At 59.7% G+C, this 22111-nt stretch carries 22 protein-coding genes; 10 read left to right on the top strand and 12 right to left on the bottom strand.

Going from position 1 to position 22111, the window contains the following annotated elements:
- Positions 1–45: 45 nt before the first annotated feature.
- From ACSSVV_RS10280 to ACSSVV_RS10300, 5 genes are read right to left on the bottom strand one after another with little or no spacing between them, the layout of a single operon-like run.
- On the bottom strand, positions 46–1239 hold the full coding sequence (locus ACSSVV_RS10280) for a cation:proton antiporter (protein ID WP_011783671.1): 1194 nt from the start codon (positions 1237–1239) through the stop codon (positions 46–48).
- 4 nt (positions 1240–1243) lie between these two features.
- Positions 1244–1714 (bottom strand): Cys-tRNA(Pro) deacylase, encoded by a 471-nt coding sequence (gene ybaK / locus ACSSVV_RS10285; RefSeq protein ID WP_011783672.1) that lies wholly within the window; start codon positions 1712–1714, stop codon positions 1244–1246.
- Between the two features lie 60 nt (positions 1715–1774).
- Positions 1775–3079 carry a DSD1 family PLP-dependent enzyme gene (locus ACSSVV_RS10290; protein ID WP_023008091.1) on the bottom strand — a complete coding sequence of 435 codons (1305 nt, stop codon included), beginning with the start codon at positions 3077–3079 and terminating at the stop codon, positions 1775–1777.
- A 2-nt stretch (positions 3080–3081) separates the two neighbouring features.
- Complete coding sequence (locus ACSSVV_RS10295) at positions 3082–4491, bottom strand: D-arabinono-1,4-lactone oxidase (protein WP_023008090.1); 1410 nt, start codon at positions 4489–4491, stop codon at positions 3082–3084.
- A 2-nt stretch (positions 4492–4493) separates the two neighbouring features.
- On the bottom strand, positions 4494–4874 hold the full coding sequence (locus tag ACSSVV_RS10300) for a c-type cytochrome (RefSeq protein WP_023008089.1): 381 nt from the start codon (positions 4872–4874) through the stop codon (positions 4494–4496).
- Between the two features lie 78 nt (positions 4875–4952).
- On the opposite strand from ACSSVV_RS10300, the gene ACSSVV_RS10305 reads away from it, so the two are divergent.
- The 3 genes from ACSSVV_RS10305 to ACSSVV_RS10315 all read left to right on the top strand — a co-directional run bounded on the left by ACSSVV_RS10305 (position 4953) and on the right by ACSSVV_RS10315 (position 6874).
- Positions 4953–5126, top strand: a complete 174-nt coding sequence (locus ACSSVV_RS10305; protein ID WP_454106196.1) for a GGDEF domain-containing protein — start codon at positions 4953–4955, stop codon at positions 5124–5126.
- A 71-nt stretch (positions 5127–5197) separates the two neighbouring features.
- Positions 5198–6484, top strand: a complete 1287-nt coding sequence (locus tag ACSSVV_RS10310; protein WP_454106197.1) for a serine hydrolase domain-containing protein — start codon at positions 5198–5200, stop codon at positions 6482–6484.
- A gap of 162 nt (positions 6485–6646) precedes the next feature.
- The gene (locus ACSSVV_RS10315) at positions 6647–6874 is read left to right on the top strand and encodes a hypothetical protein (protein ID WP_022991822.1); all 228 of its coding nucleotides are present in this window, start codon (positions 6647–6649) and stop codon (positions 6872–6874) included.
- A 26-nt stretch (positions 6875–6900) separates the two neighbouring features.
- Here the strand turns inward: ACSSVV_RS10315 and ACSSVV_RS10320 are convergent, their stop codons facing one another.
- Positions 6901–7992, bottom strand: a complete 1092-nt coding sequence (locus ACSSVV_RS10320; RefSeq protein WP_023008087.1) for a hypothetical protein — start codon at positions 7990–7992, stop codon at positions 6901–6903.
- 101 nt (positions 7993–8093) lie between these two features.
- Between ACSSVV_RS10320 and ACSSVV_RS10325 the strand changes: the two genes are divergently transcribed.
- From ACSSVV_RS10325 to ACSSVV_RS10335, 3 genes are read left to right on the top strand one after another with little or no spacing between them, the layout of a single operon-like run.
- Positions 8094–11642, top strand: a complete 3549-nt coding sequence (locus ACSSVV_RS10325) for a response regulator (protein WP_454106198.1) — start codon at positions 8094–8096, stop codon at positions 11640–11642.
- Positions 11632–12177: a hypothetical protein gene (locus ACSSVV_RS10330; protein ID WP_011783681.1), complete on the top strand. Its 546-nt coding sequence runs from the start codon at positions 11632–11634 to the stop codon at positions 12175–12177. The genes ACSSVV_RS10325 and ACSSVV_RS10330 overlap by 11 nt, the downstream gene beginning before the upstream one ends.
- A gap of 26 nt (positions 12178–12203) precedes the next feature.
- Positions 12204–12617: a response regulator gene (locus tag ACSSVV_RS10335; RefSeq protein ID WP_011783682.1), complete on the top strand. Its 414-nt coding sequence runs from the start codon at positions 12204–12206 to the stop codon at positions 12615–12617.
- 34 nt (positions 12618–12651) lie between these two features.
- On the opposite strand, the gene ACSSVV_RS10340 is transcribed toward ACSSVV_RS10335, so the two are convergent.
- Positions 12652–12924: a hypothetical protein gene (locus ACSSVV_RS10340; RefSeq protein ID WP_011783683.1), complete on the bottom strand. Its 273-nt coding sequence runs from the start codon at positions 12922–12924 to the stop codon at positions 12652–12654.
- 551 nt (positions 12925–13475) lie between these two features.
- On the opposite strand from ACSSVV_RS10340, the gene ACSSVV_RS10345 reads away from it, so the two are divergent.
- Entirely contained in the window at positions 13476–13712 is a 237-nt protein-coding gene (locus tag ACSSVV_RS10345; RefSeq protein WP_014420082.1) for a hypothetical protein, read from the top strand.
- Here the strand turns inward: ACSSVV_RS10345 and ACSSVV_RS10350 are convergent.
- A complete protein-coding gene (locus ACSSVV_RS10350) occupies positions 13681–14193 on the bottom strand; it encodes a 3'-5' exonuclease (RefSeq protein WP_011783685.1) in 513 nt (170 codons plus the stop codon). The genes ACSSVV_RS10345 and ACSSVV_RS10350 overlap by 32 nt on opposite strands.
- A 152-nt stretch (positions 14194–14345) precedes the next feature.
- On the opposite strand from ACSSVV_RS10350, the gene queC reads away from it, so the two are divergent.
- The gene (queC, locus tag ACSSVV_RS10355) at positions 14346–15011 is read left to right on the top strand and encodes a 7-cyano-7-deazaguanine synthase QueC (protein WP_011783686.1); all 666 of its coding nucleotides are present in this window, start codon (positions 14346–14348) and stop codon (positions 15009–15011) included.
- The gene (queE, locus tag ACSSVV_RS10360) at positions 15011–15667 is read left to right on the top strand and encodes a 7-carboxy-7-deazaguanine synthase (RefSeq protein ID WP_011783687.1); all 657 of its coding nucleotides are present in this window, start codon (positions 15011–15013) and stop codon (positions 15665–15667) included. The genes queC and queE overlap by 1 nt, the downstream gene beginning before the upstream one ends.
- Before the next feature lies 1 nt (position 15668).
- Here the strand turns inward: queE and ACSSVV_RS10365 are convergent, their stop codons facing one another.
- The 4 genes from ACSSVV_RS10365 to ACSSVV_RS10380 form a co-directional block, all read right to left on the bottom strand.
- A complete protein-coding gene (locus ACSSVV_RS10365) occupies positions 15669–16712 on the bottom strand; it encodes an AraC family transcriptional regulator (RefSeq protein ID WP_011783688.1) in 1044 nt (347 codons plus the stop codon).
- Positions 16713–16836: 124 nt separating this feature from the next.
- Complete coding sequence (locus ACSSVV_RS10370; protein ID WP_011783689.1) at positions 16837–17727, bottom strand: alpha/beta fold hydrolase; 891 nt, start codon at positions 17725–17727, stop codon at positions 16837–16839.
- A 96-nt stretch (positions 17728–17823) separates the two neighbouring features.
- Positions 17824–19584 carry an ExeM/NucH family extracellular endonuclease gene (locus tag ACSSVV_RS10375; RefSeq protein WP_023011970.1) on the bottom strand — a complete coding sequence of 587 codons (1761 nt, stop codon included), beginning with the start codon at positions 19582–19584 and terminating at the stop codon, positions 17824–17826.
- A gap of 9 nt (positions 19585–19593) precedes the next feature.
- The gene (locus tag ACSSVV_RS10380) at positions 19594–20496 is read right to left on the bottom strand and encodes a helix-turn-helix transcriptional regulator (RefSeq protein WP_014420089.1); all 903 of its coding nucleotides are present in this window, start codon (positions 20494–20496) and stop codon (positions 19594–19596) included.
- A gap of 245 nt (positions 20497–20741) precedes the next feature.
- On the opposite strand from ACSSVV_RS10380, the gene ACSSVV_RS10385 reads away from it, so the two are divergent.
- On the top strand, positions 20742–22025 hold the full coding sequence (locus ACSSVV_RS10385) for an MFS transporter (RefSeq protein ID WP_022991835.1): 1284 nt from the start codon (positions 20742–20744) through the stop codon (positions 22023–22025).
- Positions 22026–22111: the final 86 nt, after the last annotated feature.

The following is a 22111-nucleotide window of genomic DNA, read 5'->3' on the forward strand; positions in this document are numbered from 1 at the left end:
GCATGAATCCCCGAAACCCGGTGCGCTTGAGGCTCACCGGGTTTTTTATTCGTCTGGCTCTTCCTGGTAGCCCTGTCCGGTTTCACCGGCCTTACGTAGCTGAAGCAGCGTCATCGGCGGGCCGATCAACTCGAATACCACCGTAGCGCCAATCACCAGCGGCAGAATGTAGCCAAGCTCCGGCAGCCGTTCGGTGGCCACCAGGGCGAGGCCCAGGGCAACGCCGGCCTGGGGCATCAGGCAGGCGCCGATACGCTGCCGGGTTTCCGGAGCAGAGCCGGCGAGCAGGCCACCCAGATATCCCCCGGCCAGACGGCCGCCAATGCGGGCCAGTACATAGGCCAGGCCAAGCGCACCGAGGGTGGGTAGCGCCAGCCAGTCGAGCTGGTAGCCGGCCATGAAGAAAAACAGTGCCAGGAAGGGCTCGGAAATGCCTTCGATGGAACGGAACGGCCGAACGTGATGTCGGGCTCGGTTCGCCACCACAATGCCCAGGGTCATGCAGGTCAGCAGGTACGACAGGCCAAACCAGCTGGCCAGACCCGCCGCGACAAAGACAAACCCGGCGGATTCCAGCAGCATGGGTTCACCCGGCCGTAGCCGCCCGGTCAGCCAGGCCATGGGAAACCCCAGTACCATACCCAGCAGCACCGAGCCTGCCACTTCCCAGAGCCCGTGCAACATGGCCGTGGGGCCGCTCAGGTCGCCGTTGCCCAGCAAAAGACCGGCCGCCACCAACAGAACACTGAACAGTATGGCGCCCCAGGCATCGTCGATGGCGACCACCTGAAACACCAGACGGGTGAGCGGGCCGTTGGCGCCCGCTTCGCGCAGGACATCCAGGGTTGCTGCCGGTGCGGTGGCGGTGGCAATGCCGCCCAGCAGCAGAGCCGCCGGCAGGTTGCCGGTGACGGCCCAGACCGCCAGGATGACGGCCGCGGCGGTCAGCAACGTGACGGCCAGGCTGACAATCAGCGCTTCTTTTCCCTGCCTGAGATCCCGTGCCGACATCCGTTCACCCAGCAGAAAACCCACCATCGCCAGGGTTAACTGGGTAATCAGGCTGAAGCTCTGGTCTGCGTTATCCGGCAGCAGGTCAAGCAGATCCGGTCCAGCCAGGGCGCCCAGCAACAGCAGCAGCGTCACCCGGGGCACGTGTACCTTCTGGCCCACGGCGTGCGCAGCGAGTGCCAGCAGCAGGGTGCTACCGATAAGGATCAGGTCGCTGGCGTGATTCACCCCCTTACTCCTGTTGCAGCGGAGCGAACCGGGCCTGGGTCAGTCGGGCCAGATCGGCGGGTGCCAGTTCGATTTCCAGGCCCCGTTTGCCGGCACTGACAAAGACCGTTTCGAAGCCCTCGGCAGACTGGTCGATGAAGGTTTTCAGAGGTTTTTTCTGGCCCAGGGGACTGACCCCACCCAGGACATAGCCGGTGGTGCGCTGCACCAGCTGTTTGTCGGCCATGACGGCCTTCTTGGCGCCGGCGGCCTTGGCAATCTGTTTCAATCCGAGCATGGCGGTGACTGGTACGATGCCCACCGCCAGATTCTTACCATCGAGGCTGACTACCAGGGTCTTGAACACCTGGGCCGGGTTTGCACCGGTTTTTTCCGCCGCTTCCTCGCCATAGCTTTCCGCAGCCGGATCGTGCTCATACTCGTGGATGATGAAATTCACCCGGGCCTGTTTGGCGGCGTTGATTGCGGGGGTCATGACGGTTCCTGTTGGTTGGATCGAACGTAGCACCGATTAAAGCATGTGCCGCCAACGAGTTCATCCTTCCCGGAACACAGGCCAGCGGTGGGTGATGGCTCCCCTGGCCGGATCGAAGATGGCCAGGTCTCCAAACTGCAGGAAGACCGATTCGCTCTGGTGCGGCCGCAGGAACACCCGGTCGCCCTCTGCCAGATCGAGCCCATCGGCGAAATTCAGCATTTCCTGATTACTGGATCGGCCGTAGACCGGATTATCGGTTAATCCTGCCGGTGACACCGGCGTTGCCGGCCAGTTGCCGCCGTAGATGAAAGCCGTGCGGGCCCGGTTCGGGTTCCACAGCGCCTGCAGACGGCCCAGCCCGGGTGCACCGGGAATTCGGGTGGTTTCCAGCAGCTTCAGGACCGGCGTGGCAATGAACGCCGCGGGCCGGTGGTCAGTCAGTGTTGGCAGGTCGAAATCCGTGGGCATTACCAGGCCGGAACCGGCGGAGAGCTCATTCACGGGCAGCTCGCCGGACAGCCTGCGATAGAGCTGATAGGTGGTGGACCCCCCGGTGTTAAGTGTCAGGTCTGTCAGTGAGCGTCCCAGGTGTTGCTCGGCGGTGGACACGTAATCCTGATACCGCGCCATGGCCCGGTCCCGCAGCCAGGCCGCTGGCCCCGGTGCTTTCATGATATGAGGTTCGTAGCCCATGAACCCGCTGAAACTGAGCCAGGGCGAGCGTTCAATCATGGTCAGGACCCGAGCCAGGTCACCGGTGTCGGTAAACCCGCCACGATGCAGGCCAACATCGATCTCCAGGTTAATCCGCAGCCGGCGTTGTTGTGCCCGGGCGAAACCTTCATAGGCCTCAAGCCGCTGCCGGGAATCCACCAGCCATTGCAGTTGCTGTTCTGGCCGGAAGCCGCTGGTACTGGATGTGAGCTGCTGATAGAAACGGTCAACGGCGGCCACCGGAAGCGGCTTGCCCATCAGTACATCCGCCTGAGGCAGGGCCTCGGCCACGGTGTTAAGAAAGGGTTGGTGGAAGACCATCAGCCGGTTGCTGCCGGTGGCTGCCATGATCCGTTGCAGAAGCGGCAGAGAAGGCAGTGATTTGACCACAATGCGGTAGTGGTACTCGCCGTTCAGGTGACTGTTCAGGGCCGACAGGTTGTGATCCAGCCTGGCCTGATCCAGCACCAGCGTCGGGGTTGCCAGGCCAGCTTTGGAAAGGGCGGCGTCCAGGGCCTGGAAATAGGGGTGATGACCGTCCCGGCGGGCTTCTGGTCGCAGCCAGGCCAGGGCGCCGGCGGCACCCAGGGCGGTGGCGCCGAGCAGAAGCCGGCGACGTTGTCGAACGAAGGCATCACTGTGGGCCATGGTTACGCGCTCTCCCCCGTCGTCTCGAACAGGCCGGCCAGGTAAGGATTGAGAAACCGCCCGCCCGGGTCCAGGCTGCGCCGCACCTCCAGAAAATCCCGCCACCTGGGATACAGGGCCCGGAAATCACCGGACTTGAGGGTGTTGAGCTTGCCCCAGTGGGGCCGGCCGCCGTGCCGCAGCAAAATCGGCTCCAGCGCTGTGAACATGGGTTGATAGTCTTCCTCGAAGAACCGGTGTACCGCAATGGAAACGGAATCACGCTGGTAAAACGGGCTGAGCCAGGCATCGTCGGCCTTCACAAAGCGAACCTCGAAGGGAAAGAACACCTCGGGAAACTGTGCTTCCACTACAGACATAATCTCCCGGAAGGCCGCCTGCCAGTTTTCCCGCGGCAAATGGTATTCCATTTCATTGAAACGGACATTGCGGTCGCTGGTGTAGTTCTGCCAGGACGCGGCCACTTTCACTTCTTTGTCCAGGGAGCGGATATAGCCGCCCAGGATCAGCCGGCGTAACCGGGGCGACCAGGCCAGGTAGTCCCGCGCCCGCTGAAGATCCCGGGCGCCGTCGTTCTGGTCCAGATGGGTGGTGGCCGATACCGGTTCGGCGGTCAGATCATGCTGGCTGGTAAAACCCATGCCGGAAAAAGGAATGTAGTAGAACTCGTAGTTGCGATGCTGGTCGGCGCGGGCATCGGCAGAATCCAGAATATCCTCCAGCGGTAGCCACTCGGTGGTCTTGCGCAATCGGTAAGGTCGGGTGTTCTGCAGGGTCACATCAGTCACAATGCCGAGGCAGCCGAGGCCAACCCGGGCGGCGTGGAAAATCTCCGGGTGCCGGTGCCGGCTGCATTCCAGCAGCTCGCCCCCGGCAGTCATCAGCGTGAGGGCTTCGACATAGCCGGACAGGCTCATCAACCCGGCGCCGGTGCCATGGGTCGCGGTGGCCAACAGCCCGCCCAATGCCTGTTGATCGATGTCTGGCATGTTGAACAATGCCTGGTTGATGGCGTCCAGCGGCCGGCCCACCTGCCCCAGCAGAGTTCCGGCAGCGATGCGGGCCTGGCACTGCTGATCATCGTGGCTCAGAACACCGGTCATGCGCGCCAATGAGACCAGAATGCCGTCGGTGGGTACCAGGGCCGAGAATGAGTGCCCGGACCCCACGGGCCGTATGGTAGTCCCCGCATGGTCAGAGTTCTGCAGCAGATGCCGGAGCTCGTCAATGTTGGCCGGAGCAATCCGGTTTTCGGGCAGGCAGGTCTGGGAGCCGGACCAGTTTCGCCAGGGCAAAGGGCTTTGTGATGGCTCGCCCGCAGCCGGCAATGCGCTCTCACTGGCGGTGGCACCGGTCAGATGGCTGGCGATGGCAGTGCTGACCAGTAACTGCAGGAAATGGCGCCGTTGCATCGTCAGTGGTCCTCCGCTTCGGCGGGTGTGGCCATAAAGCGAATCAGCTGGCGGAACTGCTCGGCGTTGCAGTCCATACAGAGCCCGTAGGGTGGCATGCCACCGATGCCAGAGACCACGTTATCCACGAGGGTTTCCATGCCTTTGGCCAGCCTTGGCTGCCAGGCCTCGCCGTGGCCGGTCAAGGGGGCATCCGAGGTGCCGCGGGCGTGACAGGTCTGGCAGGATCGCTGGTAAACCGCGGCCAGTTCCGGGCTCGCCGGGCTGCTGTTGGCGGCATGGGCCTGAACGGCAGCAGATGGGCTGTGACCGCCATTACAGGCAGCCAGGCCGATGGTAATGGTGGCCACAATGGCCCGAGGCAGATGCTGGTGCAATCTCATTCTTGTTATCCGTAACGCGATTATGTGTCACGTTTAGTGTCATCGATCCCGACTGAAACTGCAAATCCTTCTCGACCCATGAGCCGTAACTGTCTATTTTTTGTCGGTGTGGCGGTCTTTCCCGACCATGGCGATACCCTGGATGCACTTTGCGCTGCCGCCGACAAGGCGATGTATCGGGCCAAAAAACAGGGTCGGAACTGTATCGCCATGGCACAGGCGGTTCAGCCAGTCCATAATGGTTTCAGATAGTCACGTTTTCCGGCCCTGGCCGAAAAACCTCTGGCGCACCAACCAATAACAAGACTGATAAGGCGTTTATCATGCATTCACTCGCCCGCCGTGCCCTGCATACCTGTAATGTGCCTCGGGACCTGAAGCCGGTGACATTTCGCGACACCGCCGGTGAACATCCGGATCGGGTCGGGCTCGACAGCAATGCCGCCGAAGCCGTCTGGCGCAGTGTTGAGGCCCTGTACAGAACGGGTGTGCATCCCGGTATTCAGTTGTCACTGCGTTATCGGGGTGAGCAGGTATTGCACCGGTCGATCGGGCACGCCCGGGGTAATGGTCCCCACGATCCGGCCTCGTTGCCGCGCATTCCCATGACCACCGACACCCCGATCTGTTTCTTTTCCGCCTCCAAAGCAGTCACAGCGTTACTGATGCATATGTTGTCCGAGCAGGGGCTGGTCAACCTGATGGACCCGGTGTCCTACTATTGCCCGGAATTTGCGCGTAACGGCAAGCGCACGATTACCGTGCATCAGATTCTCTCCCACCGGGGCGGTATCCCTGCGATACCCCGGGAAACGCCGATCGACGTGCTTTGGGACCGTGACGAAATCTGGCGGCTTCTGTGCGCCGCCAAGCCAGTCGAAGTGGACGGCGCCAAGGTGGCCTACCATGCCATTACCGGTGGATTTGTGTTGCAGCGGGTGCTGGAAAAGGTGACCGGCGACACTATCGAAAGCTACTTGGATCGTTACCTGCGCCGGCCCATGGGTATGAAATGGTTTACCTATGGCATTGCTCCCGAACACCTGCACGAGCTGGCCAGCAATTATGCTACCGGGCCGACGCCCCGGTTTCCGGTGTCCTGGGTGGTGAACCGCGCCTTGGGCGGTGATATCCGGACGGTGGAGAAAGTCACCAACGACCCCCGCTTCCAGGAGGCGGTGATCCCCGCCGGAAACCTGTGCGGCACGGCCGAAGAAATGGGGCGCTTCTTCCAGATGATGCTCAATGGTGGCAGTTGGGATGGCAAGCGCATCTGCAGCGAACTCACGGTTCGCCGTGCCATCCAGCAATTTGGCTCACTGCAGATGGACAGGACCATGCTGGTGCCCATGCGATTCAGTGCCGGCATGATGCTGGGCAGCAATCCTGTTGGCCTTTGGGGCCAGCAAAGCCGTTATGCGTTTGGCCATGTCGGGCTGATCAATAAACTGTGCTGGGCGGACCCGGCCCGGGACATTTCCGTCAGCTTGTTGAACACCGGTTTTCCGATTGTGGGCCATCACTTACCAGCCCTGGCCCGTTTCGTCTACACTGTCTGCAAACAGTTCCCGGTGTTGCCGGAAAACCAGCGGAGACTGGTGGCAGCCTGAGCGTTTCATTAAGACGCCAGGCCTTGGCGCTCAAGGCCTGACGCCAGAATCTGTCAAAAAAAGTGAAAGCTTGTTCATTGTAATTGCACTTTGTCTGACAGTTCGGCACACTTGGCATCAATCAATAAGGATGTTTTCCACACTCATTGGACGAGGTTAACTATGGAAAAGCCGCAATTTCCCCCGCCTGAGCAGCGTAGCGTCAAGCTTGATCAGCACGACAGTGTTCGTTCCCACGTGCAGCAGCAGATCTGCGATGAGGTGCAACGCCTGGAACGTCGTATTGAAACCCTGCGCCTGACCAAAGCCCCCCACGCAGCCATCATGATTTCCACATACGAACGGATGATCTGCCGAAAAAAGGGCTTTCTGCAGAACTGGGACCTGTAACCGGCCCGGTTCTGCAGAGACGATTGCTACTGTCGGTCAGGAGTTGATACTGCATTCCAGGACATCAGGAATTCCGTTTCCGGCTGATTGGCACAGTTTGCCGGATTGCTGACGGTTGGAATGTCATCGGCGTTCTCGTAATCGGCTGGATCTTCCTCCGGATCCGGAATTCTTGCCGGTTCGTCGTTGGAGACGAACAGATGGACCGTGCTCATGCCGTAATCCAGTTCAATGCGGAGACAGTCCGGGCTGTCGTCCTCCATATTGAAGCCGTGTCGACTGAAATCGATGACCGCCTGCTCCGGGCTTTTAATATACAAGGTATCTTTCTGGGTAGTTCCGATGAATTCCTGGCGCAGTTCGATGCCGCCGTAATCCCGTGACACGTAGTCTGCTGTCGCGTATTCCGGCTGGTTGTAGCCAATGGCGCTGAATGAGGCTGCATTGAACCTCGAGCCTGCGAGAACGCTCAGCAGTTGTGGCTGTTTATCCCTGTCTTCGGCGTCGACGCTGCGGGCAACGTGCTGGATAGTGCGATAAACATGCCCGGTTTCGCTGCCAGCCTGGTAACGCCAGTCCAGGGTCTGATAACGCCATTCCCGGGCATTCAGAGGTCGGTTTTCAAGGGTTGCAGCCTGATCGGTAAATCGGATGGAGGCCTGGTTGGCCCTGGAGTTATAGGTTCCTGATTCATCGGCTTCAATGCGCCTGCGGATATAGCCCCGCCCTTCATCAAAATTATCAACGCGCCCTACGCTGATCACCTGATTCATCAGATCGAGAGGGTTACGAACCTTGCGGTAGCTTTTTCCGTCGCTGGTGGGTTCGGCACCGATAAACCGGTCGATATGGCGACGGATGTCGGCAGCCGTTGCCTGGTACTCCGCGGTCTGGTCCGCGCCGTTCGGCTCGATACCGGGATAGAAGTCAGCAAAGCGGGTTTTGCTCAGAGTATTCGGGGCACGGTCTGTATCCGCCAGGTCGAAGGTGCTGAAGGTGAGATCGACATTACTGGCCGGATTTAACGTCGACGAGGAATCGCCGCCACTGTCGACCCGACACCCGCTGAGTGTCAGTAACGTGAGTGAAACAGCAGCAAAAAGGCAGGAATGTCTCATTTCAGGTGACCCCGGGGTGCGAAAAAGCGTGTGAACGGCTAAAGTGACAAGTGCTGACAATAAACGATAAAGCACGCAGCTACCCGCGCGGAGATCACATTTTGCAGCAACGGTTTGCCCATATCCCGGTGCGGACGGTGGTTCTGCTCCTGTTTCTGGCCGTTCTGGTTTTGCCATCTGTGGTGAAGGCCCAGAATGCCTGCCGGGATGGGCAGATCATGCTGGATCACAACACCGGTAGCATTCCGGATCTGGGCGAGTGCCTCTGGTACCTGGAAGATCCTGAGCAGTCACTGACGATTGATGAGGTTCGCGCCGCAGGCGAGGACAGGTTGACCCGTCATCAGGGTGGCGTACTCAACTTCGGTTATACCGGCTCCGCCTACTGGACTCGCTTTGACCTGAGCACCCGCCGTTTAAGCTCCCGCTCGGACTGGATACTGGAGCTGGCGCTGCCATTGGTGGACGACGTTCGGCTGTATCTGGTTCGGGATGGGCAACTGGTGGAACAACGCCAGACCGGGTATCTGGACAGTTGGGACGAACGGGATCTGGCCGTGCCAAACCCGACCTTCCGGCTCAGATTGTCGCCAGACACCGTCACCACGGTTTTCCTGCGCATTACCAACACCAACACCTTCCGCCTGCCGATTACCCTCTGGCACCCGGACAATTACATAGAAAAGGTCTCCATCGACGAAGCCGTGCGCGGACTGCTGCTGGGTGCCATCCTGGCTATCCTGGCTTACAACCTGTTTGTGGCGGTATCGGTGCGGGAGCGCAGCAACATCTACTACGTGCTCTACCTGGTATGTGCGGCGGTATTCATCGGTACCGAACAGGTGCACGGGATTCAGTTGCTGGATAGCCGGCCAGCCTTGCTCAACAAGGAATACCTCCCTTTCCAGATTATCCTGACCTGGTTCTTTGGCCTGTTGATGGCCCGTTCGCTGCTGGAAACCCGGCAACGCTCGCCCGATCTGGATCATGTACTCCGGTTATGTCTGACCTCTGTCGTCACCACCTTTGGTTTGTCGTTTTTCATGCCCTATTCGGTGGCCATGGAATGGATTGTGGTCGGCTCGATTCTGCTCAGTATCATTCTGATTGTGGTCAGCTATCTGTCCTGGCGCTATTACAACCCGGCAGCACGCTCTTATTTCTTTGCCTGGACCCTGGCCCTGATCGGGTTTGGTATCTATGCGCTGACGGTGATGGGTTACCTGCTGCTGAATACCTTTACCAGCTATTCGCCACAGTTCGGCCTGACGGCCCAGATCATCCTGTTTTCCTTTGCCCTGGCTGACCGAATCAAGCAGGTTCAGGGCGAGGCCCTGGCCTGGAACCAGCGCGCTCTGGCGAACCTGAGGCGTTACCAGTCACTGTTTGATAACGCCATTGAGGGCGTGTTCCAGATGTCACCGGAACGGCGGTTTGTAACCGCCAACCCGGCCATGGCCGAGTTGCTGGGCTACAGCAGCAGCCGTGAGCTGCTGGCGCGTAATCCGGATGTGCTGGAAACCTGCATTGCCGATGAGCGGTTGCGGCGTCTGGTGGTCGAGCAACTGGAGGCCCGGGGTACGGTGAAGGGTATTGAAGCGCGTTACCTGACCCGTCAGGGCGAGGAACGCTGGGCCACCATTTCCCTGCACACGGTGTATGATGCCGAGGGCCTGCCCATGCATCTCGAAGGCACCTGTATTGACGCCACTGAGAGCCATCAGCGCCTGCAGATCGAGCGGGAGCGGGAGCAGGAGCGGCTGGAAAAAGAGCTGGCCCGGAATTCCGCTCAGGCCAAGAGCCAGTTCCTGGCCAATATGAGTCATGAAATCCGGACCCCGCTGGCGGCAATCATCGGCTATGGCGAAACCCTGCTGGACCCGGATCTGAACGAAACCGAGAAACGCAGCAGTGCTGAAACGGTGGTTCGCAGCGGGCGGCACCTGCTGGAGCTGGTGAACGATATCCTCGACCACTCAAAGATCGACGCCAACAAGCTGGATGTTGATGTGGTGCCGGTCAATCTGCCGGAGTTGCTGGATGAAATCCGCGCCTTCTTCGCCCCCCGGGCCCGGGAAAAGGGCCTGGATTTCAGTATCATCTGCGATTATCCCCTGCCCGAGAAGATCCGGACCGATCCAACCCGTTACCGACAAATTATCATTAATTTGTGCGGAAATGCCCTGAAGTTCACGGAAAATGGGTCTATCTCCCTGATTATTCGCTGTGACCGGGGCGCCGAGAAGCTTTACGCCCGGGTGGTGGATACCGGGATTGGCATGAAGCCTGAACAGCTGGACCGTCTGTTTGACCCCTTTGCCCAGGGCAGCACCGCAATTTCCCGCCAGTATGGCGGCACGGGGCTCGGCCTCAGTATATCCCGGAGGCTGGCGGAACTGCTGGGCGGCGATATCCGGGTGTCCAGCACCTATGGTGAAGGCAGTGAATTTGAAGTGTGCATCAGCACCGGTGAACTCGCGCAGGTTCATTTCCTGCGGGATGCCTCGGAATTCAGCCAGCGGCGCCGGGCCATTGCCATGGTCATGGCGCCCCGGTTGTCGGGCCGCATCCTCTGTGCCGAGGATAACGATGTAAACCGCCGGCTGGTGTCGTTGCTGGTGGGGCGCACCGGTGCCGAGCTGGTGCATGTCAGTAATGGCGCGGAAGCCCTGGAGCGCGCCACCCGCGAGCACTTCGATCTGATTCTGATGGACATCCAGATGCCGGTGATGAATGGCCGGGATGCCACCCTGGCGTTGCGGGAAGCAGGTGTTAACACCCCGGTGGTTGCGCTTACGGCCAATGTCATGGCCGAGGATATCGCTGAATATCGTCTGGCGGGATGCAATGATCACCTGGCCAAACCCATCGACAAGCAGCGCTTTTACGAGGTATTGGCCCGTTACCTGGCGTTGTCGGCGGAAACGGCGGTGGGTTCGGGTCACCGGTACAGCGGCAAGGTGCTGGTGGCCGAAGACAACGATGATAACCGTGGGCTGGTGGAGCGGATGCTCCGCCGCACCGGCGCAGAGCCCTTGCTGGTGACCAATGGGGAAGAGGCGGTTCGCCGGGCCCTGTCGGAAACCGTGAAACTGGTGCTTATGGATCGCCACATGCCCGGCATGGACGGCGTTGCGGCCACCCGGCTTTTGCGCCAGGCGGGCTTCCGGCGGCCGATCATTGCCTTTACCGCTGGTGATCAGGCAGAGAATGAAGCCTTGCTGGAGGCCGGTTGCGACGGGGTGCTGAACAAGCCCATTGACCATGCCCACCTGCAGGCCCTGCTGGATCGCTATCTGCCGGTGGAACAATGGGTCGGCGAGGCGGTTGACGATGACATTAGTCCGCTGGTGAACCGTTTCCTGGATGGCCTGGCTGAGCGAAAGCGTCGCATGGAAGCCGCACTGGCCCAGGGACAGTTGCAGCAATTGCAGTCCGAGAGCCATCAGATCAAGGGCACCGCCGGTGCCATGGGCTATCCGTTGATGACAGAACAGGCAGGGATACTTGAGCGATGTGTACGCTCAAGCCCCGGAGAGAGGGGGATGATTCGACAGGAACTGACCACCCTGAACGCCATGATTGACCGGGCCCTTGAGGGCCACCAGAGGTCGTCGAAAACCACAAAGGAACAGGCCAATGAGCGATAACCAAAAACAGGAACATTATTCTCTGAGCATGATGTATGGCACATACGCCGACATACTGTTCGTACTGTTTCCGTTTCTTGTCATTGCCATGCAGCGGCTCTGGGATGGCAACCTGTACCAGTCCCTGATGCGGCCCGACCTGAGTATTGCTGCGGCGATTCTGGCCGGCCTGGCTATCGGCAAATTTGTGCTGGGGTTGGTGACCAATCGCGATCTGGGGCGCTACAAAGAGCGGATTGTGTTTTTTATTGCCCTGACGCTGTTCGTGGTCCTTGGGCCGGCCATCATCCTGATCCTGAGTATGACCGGGAACGCGGAGATTCCGGGCTTTGTGGCCTTTGTGCAGCCGGTACTGCTGATTGTCTCCATTTCCCTCTATACAACGGCAGTCAGCATTGCCAATATTCTCACCCGGGTGACCGCGCCACCGTCCGTCGGTGACCATGGCGGGCCCACCGGTGATGAACCGGTTGATGTCCGCCCCGGGCCCGCACCTCTGGACTTGCCGCGCCGAACCGGCAACGATACCTACTGAGCCAGGGCACAGAACAGGAGAGTGTAATGAGTGATCTCAGAGTACTGGTGGTCGAAGATGAGCCGGTGATGCGGGAGCGTCTGGTCGACATGCTTTACAAAGCCGGTGCTACCAGCGTGTCTGAATGTGCGGACGCTGCGTCTGCCAGGGCGGCGTTCGAGGCCAGTGAGTTCCAGATCATTCTGCTGGATCTGGGACTGCCGGATGGTAACGGTCACGAACTGATGACCCGTTTCAAACAGGTTCGGGAGAACCAGCATATTGTGCTGGTCACGGCAGACGATTCCATTGAGAGTATTCAACGTGCCATCAGTGCCGGCGCCAATGGCTATGTAGTGAAGCCCTATTCCCAGGAAAAGATTTACGATGTGGTGAACAACTACGCCATGGTCCATGGCGGTGATCTGTCGATGATGGATGGGCTGAACCGGCATCATTGACCGGTCCAGCCTGCGGTAGTGACGGCAAGCCTGATCAGGCTACCTGGCGGGCAATCCAGGAGTTGTAGCGGGTCGCAAGAGCCCGGACATATCGGGCTTCGGCGCCGTCCAGATTGCTGAGTACGCCTTTGAAAATCCAGCCCCGCTCATACAGACCCAGCACCCGCTGCTCGTCATCCAGATTGACTCGCTGATTGAGTTTCTTGCAGATTGCATCCAGCAGCGGCAGCTTCTCCGGGCGCTTGATCGGAGCCTGACGATTGGTCATGGGCTGGTTCGCTGCACGTGATGTTGGATGTCTTCTCATGATGTTCTCCTTGTCGTTTTGCGGCTGCAAAAACAGAAAACCCCGGAGCCTCACAGGCAACCGGGGTCTGGCGGAGAAGCTGCCCCGGTTACCGCAACGGCTCCCGGGACTGACCGAAAGCCGTTAGCTGTCTTTCACCATGGCACGCACGGTCTGCCCAATCAGGCAACCGGCGGCTGAGTATACGGTGTGCTTTGAAATCATCCTGGTCATATCGGCTCTGTGGATTCGGTTCAGTCATCAGTGTATCGGCAATTGGACGGTTTGCAATAGCCCTGTTCATTCGGCAAACCCGTACAGACGCACCGGCGGGAAATCCTCATACTTCGCCTTGTCACGTGTTTTTACGTTGTGCAATCCGCGGTACCTGCCTGGCAGGTATCGGATGGATCTCTCCTTTCTACGCAGCCCGATGGGCTGCGTTTTTTTTGCCATCTCGGAAAGTTCGTAGCCACTACTTCGTACAGCCATCTATGGCGGCTTTGGCGATAATTCAATCACTCAATACATCCAGTTATCCAATTGATATCCAGAGGTTGAAACCGAAGAAAATGCCCGAAGAACCCGGACCTGCCCGTAACAAGTTCCGTTCTGATTTTATTGTCGAGATTGCCCTGATTGTCGCGGTTGCCGTTTATCTGGTGATGGCGCAGGGGCAAGTGGTGGGTGAGAACCTGTCCTTTACGGTTACTGGTGCCGCGCTGATGGCACTGGCCACCTACTGGACACTTCATACCATCCGAGATGGCCTGGAAGTTATTGCACTGCGGCTTCGCCCCGGCAAATAACCCGTTCCCAGGTTTTGTGCAGGATGAGTGCATCGTTGGCTGCCCGGTGCACGGGCAGCCCGAGTTCGGCAATCACCTGCTGGCGGATGCCTGACCAGTGGCGTACCTGGTCCGGGTCGAGCAGCATGGAAATGGATTCCAGTTGAAACGCCGGAACCTCACCGGCGGCCCGGAACAGCCTGTGTAGCCAGAAGCTGTCAAAGGTCCAGGCGTCACAGAATACCTGCTCCGGCAACAACTCGTTTAATTGCTGAGCCACCTCGCTAACCGGCATGCCTTCCTGCAACAGCCGTTGCCTTGAAATTCCGTGAATGGTTTCCGCGCTTTCAGACCAGTCCTGCCAGAGCACATGGGGCTGAATCAGCCAGCTGTGCAGTGCCCCGTCGGGCATGCAGATGCCTACCTCAATCGGGTAGCTGGCGATCAGGTCGAGGCTGGACGCCTCAAAGTCAATAAAGGCCGGGCTGAAGTCTGAGCTCATTGAATCGGTGCTGGTGCTTTGTCGTTTTCTTTCGAGTTTACCCCTGATCTTGCCAGGACGCGAACCCAACTCGGTTTGTCACTGTTACAATATGGCCACGCTTTGTAAAAGCCCGATGACACACCCTTCTGAAAAACTGGTGCTGACCCCTCATGACTGACTCCGTTGTCGTTATCTATTCCGGTGGTATGGATTCTTTCACACTGTTGCACCTGGCCCGCGCCAGGGGGCTCAAGGTACATGCCCTGTCCTTCAACTATGGCCAGCGCCACGTGCGGGAACTGGATGTGGCCGCCGACGTTTGCCGGGCTGAAGGTATCCCCCACAAAGTGATTGATATCCGTGCCATGAGTGAGGTGATGTCCGGCTCGTCTCTGACGTCCGACATCGAGGTGCCTGAAGGCCATTATGAAGAAGACACCATGAAAGCCACGGTGGTGCCCAACCGCAACATGATCCTGTTATCGCTGGCGACCGGGTATGCGGTGACCACCGGAGCGGGCGCGGTCTGGTATGGGGCCCATGGCGGGGACCACGCCATTTACCCGGATTGCCGGCCGGAGTTTGTTGAAAAGATGGATGCCGTGTGCCGGGTGGCCAACTACGAGCCCGTAGGCATTGAGGCACCCTTTATGGCCATGGACAAGGGCCAGATCCTGGCAGAAGGGCTCAAGCTGGGCCTCGATTACAGCCAGACCTGGACCTGCTACAACGGCCGCGACAAGGCGTGCGGGCGTTGTGGTTCCTGCGTCGAGCGGCTGGAGGCCTTTGCCGCCAATGGCGTCACCGATCCACTGGCCTACGAGCGTCTTGCCTGATGTACCGCGTCAAGGAAGCCTTTTACACTCTCCAGGGTGAGGGCGCCCAGGCTGGACGCGCGGCGGTGTTCTGCCGGTTCAGCAAATGCAATCTCTGGACGGGGCGTGAGAAAGACCGGGCGAATGCGGTGTGCAATTTCTGCGACACAGATTTTGTCGGTACCGATGGCCAGAATGGCGGCCGCTTCGACACCCCGGAGGCCCTGGCCGCCCATATCCGGTCACTGTGGCCCGATGCTCCTGGCCGGCCCTATGTGGTCTGTACCGGCGGTGAGCCTCTGCTGCAACTGGATGAGCCTTTGATCAGGGCCTTTCACCGGGCCGGGTTTGAGGTTGGGGTGGAAACCAATGGCACATTGCCTGCGCCCGAAGGTATCGACTGGCTGTGTGTCAGCCCGAAAGCCGATGCCGAGGTGGTCATTGCTGAGTGTGATGAGCTGAAGCTGGTCTACCCGCAGCCGCTGGCGCCACCGGAGCGATTTCTGCACATCCGGGCGAGGCATTACTTCCTGTCACCCATGGCCTCACCGTCTGTGCCGGAGGGTGGGCCGGATGCCATCAAGCAAAGCAATACCCGCAAAGCCACGGACTACTGCCTGGCGCATCCGCAATGGCGGTTAACCTTGCAGATGCACAAGATTCTGGGTATCGACTGAGTCAGGCGGTTTCAGCGGTCTGCAGTTCCCGGTTGCGAAAGTGGCTGGGGCTCAGCCCCGTCCAGCGTTTGAACGCCCGGGTAAAATTGGCGGCGTCGGCATAGCCCAGGCTGTCGGCAATCTGGCTCAGATTCATGGTGGTGCTGGCCAGCAGATCCCGTGCGCGCTCCAGGCGGACCTGGTCCACAAGGGCCTGGAAGCTGGCTTCTTCTTCCTGCAGCCGGCGTTTGAGGGTGCGCTCTGAAACATACAGGGTAGAGGCCACCCGGGCCAGTTTTGGCGGAAACGGGTGGCTGGTTTCGATCACCCGTCGAACACGGCAGGCAAACCCGGCATCTTCTTTTAGTTGTTTCAGTGCCGTTTCGCATTGTTCCCGCGAACTGATCGCCAACTGATCGTTACTGAACTGCACAGGCAGATTGAGCTGGCTGGCAGGAATCACCAGGGCATCTTCACTGGCGCCGTAGTCCACCGGCACCCCGATGGAGCGTCGGAACCGGTGAAAGTGATTGGGTTCCGGGCCCCGGCGCAAAACCTGTGTCCCGGGCACCGGGCTGCCAGTGAGTTGTGCCCCCATGGAAACGCAGCCGAACAGCACGGCATCCAGAACGAATCCCTGCAACGGGCCCAGCTCGATATCGCATTTGACCGCGTACCAGACATTGCTGCCTGCGACTCGCTTCTCTACCTTCAGATGCGGTGCCCGCAAGGTGAGATAACGGGTCATCAGCTCCAGAGCCTCGGCCAGCGTGCGGCTGCTCATGACAGCGGTACCCAGTGCACCGTGCAGGGGCAGCTTGAGTTCCCTTGCCAGCAGGATACCAAGTCCAGGTTCACCACTTTCAATGATGGCCCGGGTCACAAACTCGCTGGCCTGGGCCTGGCTGACCCGAAGTTCGGTGGAATTGAGCCGGGTGGGATCCAGCCCGACTCTCAGAATCAGATCCCGCTCATCAACACCAATGGTATGAAGCAGCTCAGCCAGGGTATGCAGGTAGATGGCCGGCATGCCCAGATCCTGAGAATTGGAAACAGAGGCGCGCATGATGTTCCTCGTCAGCGTGTGTTGTTGTTATGTAAGGGAGCTCGTTGGAACCGATTATGGCGCTTTGCACGGTTGAGCCCCATGACTTCGCTGACGGGTCAATGGGCCAGAGAGGCCAATTGCTTTATCTCGCCTGTCGTTGAACAAACTCCTGCAACACCCTGGCGGATTGGCCCGGGCGTTCCAGCATGGGCAGGTGGCCGACACCCGGGAACACGTGAACTTCCGCATTGGGTGTGGCGGTACGAAACCAGTCTACGCAACGGGTTGGTGTGATCACGTCGCGATCACCCCATTGCACTTGCAGTGGTGGAGTGTCCGGGCCAAGAAATCGCGCGGGGGCCAGGGCATCGGCCAGCATATCGTTGAAAATATGCCGTAGCGATGCTTGCCGTTTTAGCAGGTCAGGACCCAGCAGGCCGGTCATGGCCAGCCCGGGTACCGTGGGCTTGCCATTCCCGACGCTGTTGAACATGCGGTAAACGCCGGCCCAGTCGCCAGGAATAAGAATGGCATCGCGATCAGACTTGAAGGGCGCGTTGATATCCACATCCGGGTGTTCCGGAATGCCGGCACTATTGAGCAGTGTGACCGAGCGGGGTGGCTGGTTCAGCTTATGGGCGAGGATCGCGGCAATGGCACCGCCCATGGAACTGCCCGCCAGATGCAGGTTGTCGCCCGGGTATTCAGACAGCCAGTCCCTCAGCCGCTCTGCCTGGCGTTCGTAGCGATAGCTGGCCGCGGGCTGATACTGGCTTTCGCCCAGCCCCGGCAGGTCCGGAATCAGCAGATGCCAGTCCGAAGGCAGCTTCTGCATCCAGAGCGCCCAGTTCTCCTTCATGGAGGCAAAGCCATGGATAAGCACCAGGGTCGGACGCCCCGGGCCGGGCCGGCCGCGTTCCAGAAAAATCATGCGATGACCGTCCACACCGGCTTCCCGGCGTTTGGCTCTGAGCAGCCAGCGTTGTCCGGTTCGGGCCATGGGCCAGAGATCGGGTACAGGGATCGATGCCACGGGCATACCTCATTACTGTGAATGCCTTGTCAGTTTAACGCGGCGCGGGCCGTGCGCTATTGCCCGGCTGCCGGACTCCGGAGGCGGTGCAGCAAGTCAGCGGGTGGGAGTGAGTTTCAGATCGGTCAGCACGGGATTGTGGTCAGACGATCGCCACGGGCCCGACTGATCCGGGGTCTGACGGTAGCTCAGCGCCCGGGGCTCATCAGCGTTGATGTTCCAGATTTGCGCCTGCTCAATCCAAGGCATCAGTGCCGGGCTGGCAAGAGCGTAATCAAGGGTACCTTTCTGGCCCTGGTACCGGTAGGTATAGTGCTCGCACTGCATTGGCAGGCAAGGGTAATACTGGTGTACCAGGCTGGTGAAACCTGCTTCCTGGAACCGTTCGACCGGCGCCTCGCGGGCATAGCTGTTGAGATCGCCAGTAATCAGTACGGGTGTGGTTTCGGGATCTCCGGCCAGCGCCTGGAGCCAGATCACGATAGCGTTGGCGCTGAGGGTCCGCTGCCGGTTGTAGCAGCCCTGCCCGTCGCCCTGATCCTGCTCTCGGGCCGCTGCATGTCGGCAGGATTTTGATTTCAGATGTGGTACCACCACCCAGAACGTCAGCTCGCTTCCCCGGGCACGGAATGCCTGGGCAAGTGGCGGGCGGGACGCGCCTGGAAGTTCGCCTGGTCCGGGCCTGTAAGCCGGGCCAGTGGGGCGGACCCGGGATTCCCGATAGAGCAAAGCAGTGCGGATGGCATCGTTGCCGTCCCGGCCCGGCGTCTGTACGACTGCCCAATCAGCGCCGAGCGTCCGGGCCAGGCCAGCCGCCGCACTGTCTGGGCCGTAGCCGTCATTTTCCAGTTCGGTCACGGCAAGGATGTCTGGGTGCGCGTCCTGGATGGTTCGGGCGAGTTTACGGTTCTGGGTCTGAAACTGCTCGAGCGATGATGCGCCCCGTGGCGTGGGAAAGCCCTTGCCCTGCCCGTCGCCATTGAAGTAGTTCTGCAGGTTCAGGGTCATGATCCGGATACTGTCCGTTGATTTGGTCGGCGCTTGTGGCCTGGGGTTACGGGCCTGGAAACGTGGTACAGCGCCCGGTTGAACCCGCCACTGGCCAAAGCGGTAATCCAGTACGCCCTCCAGTTCTGACACGATATCGCCGGCCCGAACGGTATCGCGTTCTGATAGCCAGGGCACCGGCGTCGGGTTTTGCTTGCCCAGGCCGTCGTCCAGGGTTATCCGTTGCGCCAGGTTTTGCTGTTCCAGTGTGCGGGCAGCCGGACCTGGCGCTAACTGTTCTGTGGCAATCACCTGATCGCTGGCCGCCAATGCCAGCTCGCCGTACCTGGCCAGGTTGTAATTATCGATGACCGTCAGGGGCTCGTCGAAACGCACCCGCATGTTTTCCAGGCTTTCGGGTGGTTGCGACCAGGGTAGCGATACGTTGATCGGCGCTGGCAGGGGTGCCTGGCCGCAGACTGAAAGGCTGTGCACCGGTGCCAGTTCGGTCAGGCCGTGAAACTCCTTGACGGTGCCGGTAACCCGCACCCGCTGACCCACGGTGCCACCGGCTTTGCGGGTATAGACAAACAGTGCTTCTGAGGTGGCTGGATTGTCATCGGTCTGGTGATCGGCCTGCTGCAGATAGAACCCGGAAAAGCCGCCAGGTTTTCGGGCATCCAGTACAAGAATGCCTTCTACGGTCACGGTTTGGCCGATCAGTGGGGATTGGTTGCCGCTGCCCTGTACCTGATGGATGGGCGTAGCGGAAGCTCCACAGCGGTTATCGGCATGCGCCTGGAGTGGCGTCGCCGATACCACGAGCCCCAGGCAAAAAAGGGCAGTAAAGGTCTGGAGCGGTCTGGTCACGGGGCCAGTCTAGCAGAGACCGGCCACCGCCTTGAGTGCCCGTTCGCGTTTGCTGCCAAAACCGAGCTGGTCCGGGTTGGCCAGTTCTAGCTGCTGAACCAATGGGTCTGGGTGGCTGTTTTCGTAGGTGATGCCCAGTCTGGACAGCACATAGGGTGCCAGGGCTGCTCGGGTTTCGATGTGCAGCAGGCCATTGGTCATGCCGTAGTCGCGGGCGATGATCTTCTGCTGGGCTTCGGTCAGGCGCTGGTCCGGGGTGATCTCCAGTGTCACCTGCCGCTGCCAGTCGTCATCCTGCTGGGCGTTGTGCCGGGCTTTTTGACGCAGGGCTTCAATACGGCCGTGGAAGCGACTCAGGGCAAAATCCCGGAATTCCCGGTTGGCGCTGCACCATGCCCGAACGTGCCAGCTGTTGCCGGAACAGACCAGAGCGTGGGGTTCCAGCACACTTTCGGCGGCTTCCGGGCGACTCAGTGATACGTAGCTCGCCTTCAGCTGGCGATGATAACGGGTAGCGGTCACCACGGCCCGCATAACTTCCGGTTCTATATGGCGGGCGGCCTCCGGGATGACGGCGTTGCCGGGCAGGCCCAGTTCAAGATCGGAGAAGGTATCACTCAGATTCTGCTGGCGGGCCAGAAGATCCTGATACTCGGATACGGCGCCCCGGGTGACCACCGGCTTGAAATTGTCAGAGGGGACATAGCCTTTCAGGTGCCGGTCGTAGACCAGATTGCCGGGAGCCAGTTCACGAAGATAAGTATTGATGTCCTTGGAAGCCTGCTGTCGACCGATACCAAAGCTGTGACAGATATGGTTGGTGGTCAGCCGACCCTCCCACAGGGCGATAATCTCGATCAGGCGATAGCGAAGCAGTAAATCCCAACGAATGGGCCAGTCCGTTTTCTTCATAACCAGGCGCTCACGGTCCAGTAGATTGCATGGCAAATATGTTACCTGCTCCCGCCAATCGGGTCTGTTACGACCCATTAATGTAAAACATTGTCAAATGGCCTGCCAGTGCGGGCTCGGGGTCTCGGCAACTCCCTAGTGGCGCGGCTATAAAGAGGTTGGTTAAATGCTCGCCAGCAGACAATCTATAATGTTGCTATCTTTTCTTTTTGTTACCCACTGTAATCGCGACAGGCAGAGTTCCGATGACCCGAATGGTTGCGTCTTTATCAGCGCTGATTCTCAGTATTGTCCTTCTGGTCAGTGGCAACGCCTTTCTGATGACCCTGTTGGGCATTCGCCTGAGTATTGAAGAGGTCTCGCCAGACGTGATCGGCTGGGTGCTGGTGTGCTACTCCATCGGGTTTGTGCTTGGCACCCTGTATGTGCACAAGATTATTGGCCGGGTGGGCCATATCCGGGCCTTTGCGGTGTTCGCAGCCATGGCGGCGGTCACCGCACTGATGTATCCGATGGCTATTTCCATGGTGTTCTGGGCCGTGCTGCGGGTGCTGTCCGGCTTCAGCATTGCCGGGGTGCTGGTGGTCATTGAGAGCTGGTTTTCCAGTCGGGCCACCAACGCGAATCGCGGCGCACTCTTCGCGGTCTATCAGATTGTCTTCTATCTTTCGGCCGCCGGCGGCCAGTTGATCGTCAATGTCGGTGACCCGGCCAACTTCCTGCCGTTCTCGCTGGCGGCCATGTTGTTGACGCTGGCATTGATTCCGTTGTCTTTGACCCGGATGGAGGCGCCGGTTATTGAACAGGCCAGTCGCATGTCGGTGTTCAAGCTGGCGCGGGAGTCGTTTTCGGGCGTTGCCGGGGCGCTGATCTGTGGGGTGATGATCGGTGGCTTCTATGCCCTTGGGCCGGTTTACGCCACGCTGGTTGGCCTGGATGTGGCGCGCACCTCTACCTTTATGGCCAGCGCGATTGTGGCGGCCATGCTTCTGGCCTGGCCGCTGGGACGGCTGTGCGACCGTTTTGACCGGCGCAGGGTCATGTTCTGGGTGGCGGTGGCCGCGTCGGCTTCCGCGGGCGGTGTGGCGGTGCTTGGCGCCGGCAACCTGGCCTTACTCACGCTTTTGGTAGGGCTGTTCACCGGCCTGTCGGCCACTATCTATCCGATTGCCGTGGCGATCACCAACGACCGTATGGACAGCAACCGGATAGTCTCGGCCAGTGCGACCTTGCTGCTGAGTTACGGTATTGGCAGTGTCATCGGCCCCATTGCCATGGCAGAGCTGATCAGCCTGTTGGGTCCGGCTGGCCTGTTCTATGGCAATGCGGGGTTCCTTCTGGTGTTGGCGGTGATTACCAGCTACCGCATCAGCCACACCGAAGATGTTCCGGTGGAAGAGCAGGAGCATTTCGTTCCGGCCATGCCGGAAACCTCACCGGTGCTGACCGAGATGGATCCCCGGAACACCGAGTTTCACGAGTCACCGGAAGTGGAAGAAATGCAGGAGGAGCTGCGTCAGGCCGGTTGACGCAGCTTTCGGTTTTCCCCAATTATATTTTTGTCTTCACATCTGTTTTTATTTCAATGGTTAGCTTACTATTGGTGAATTTCCAA

The sequence above is a fragment of the Marinobacter sp. MBR-105 genome, assembly GCF_053628895.1.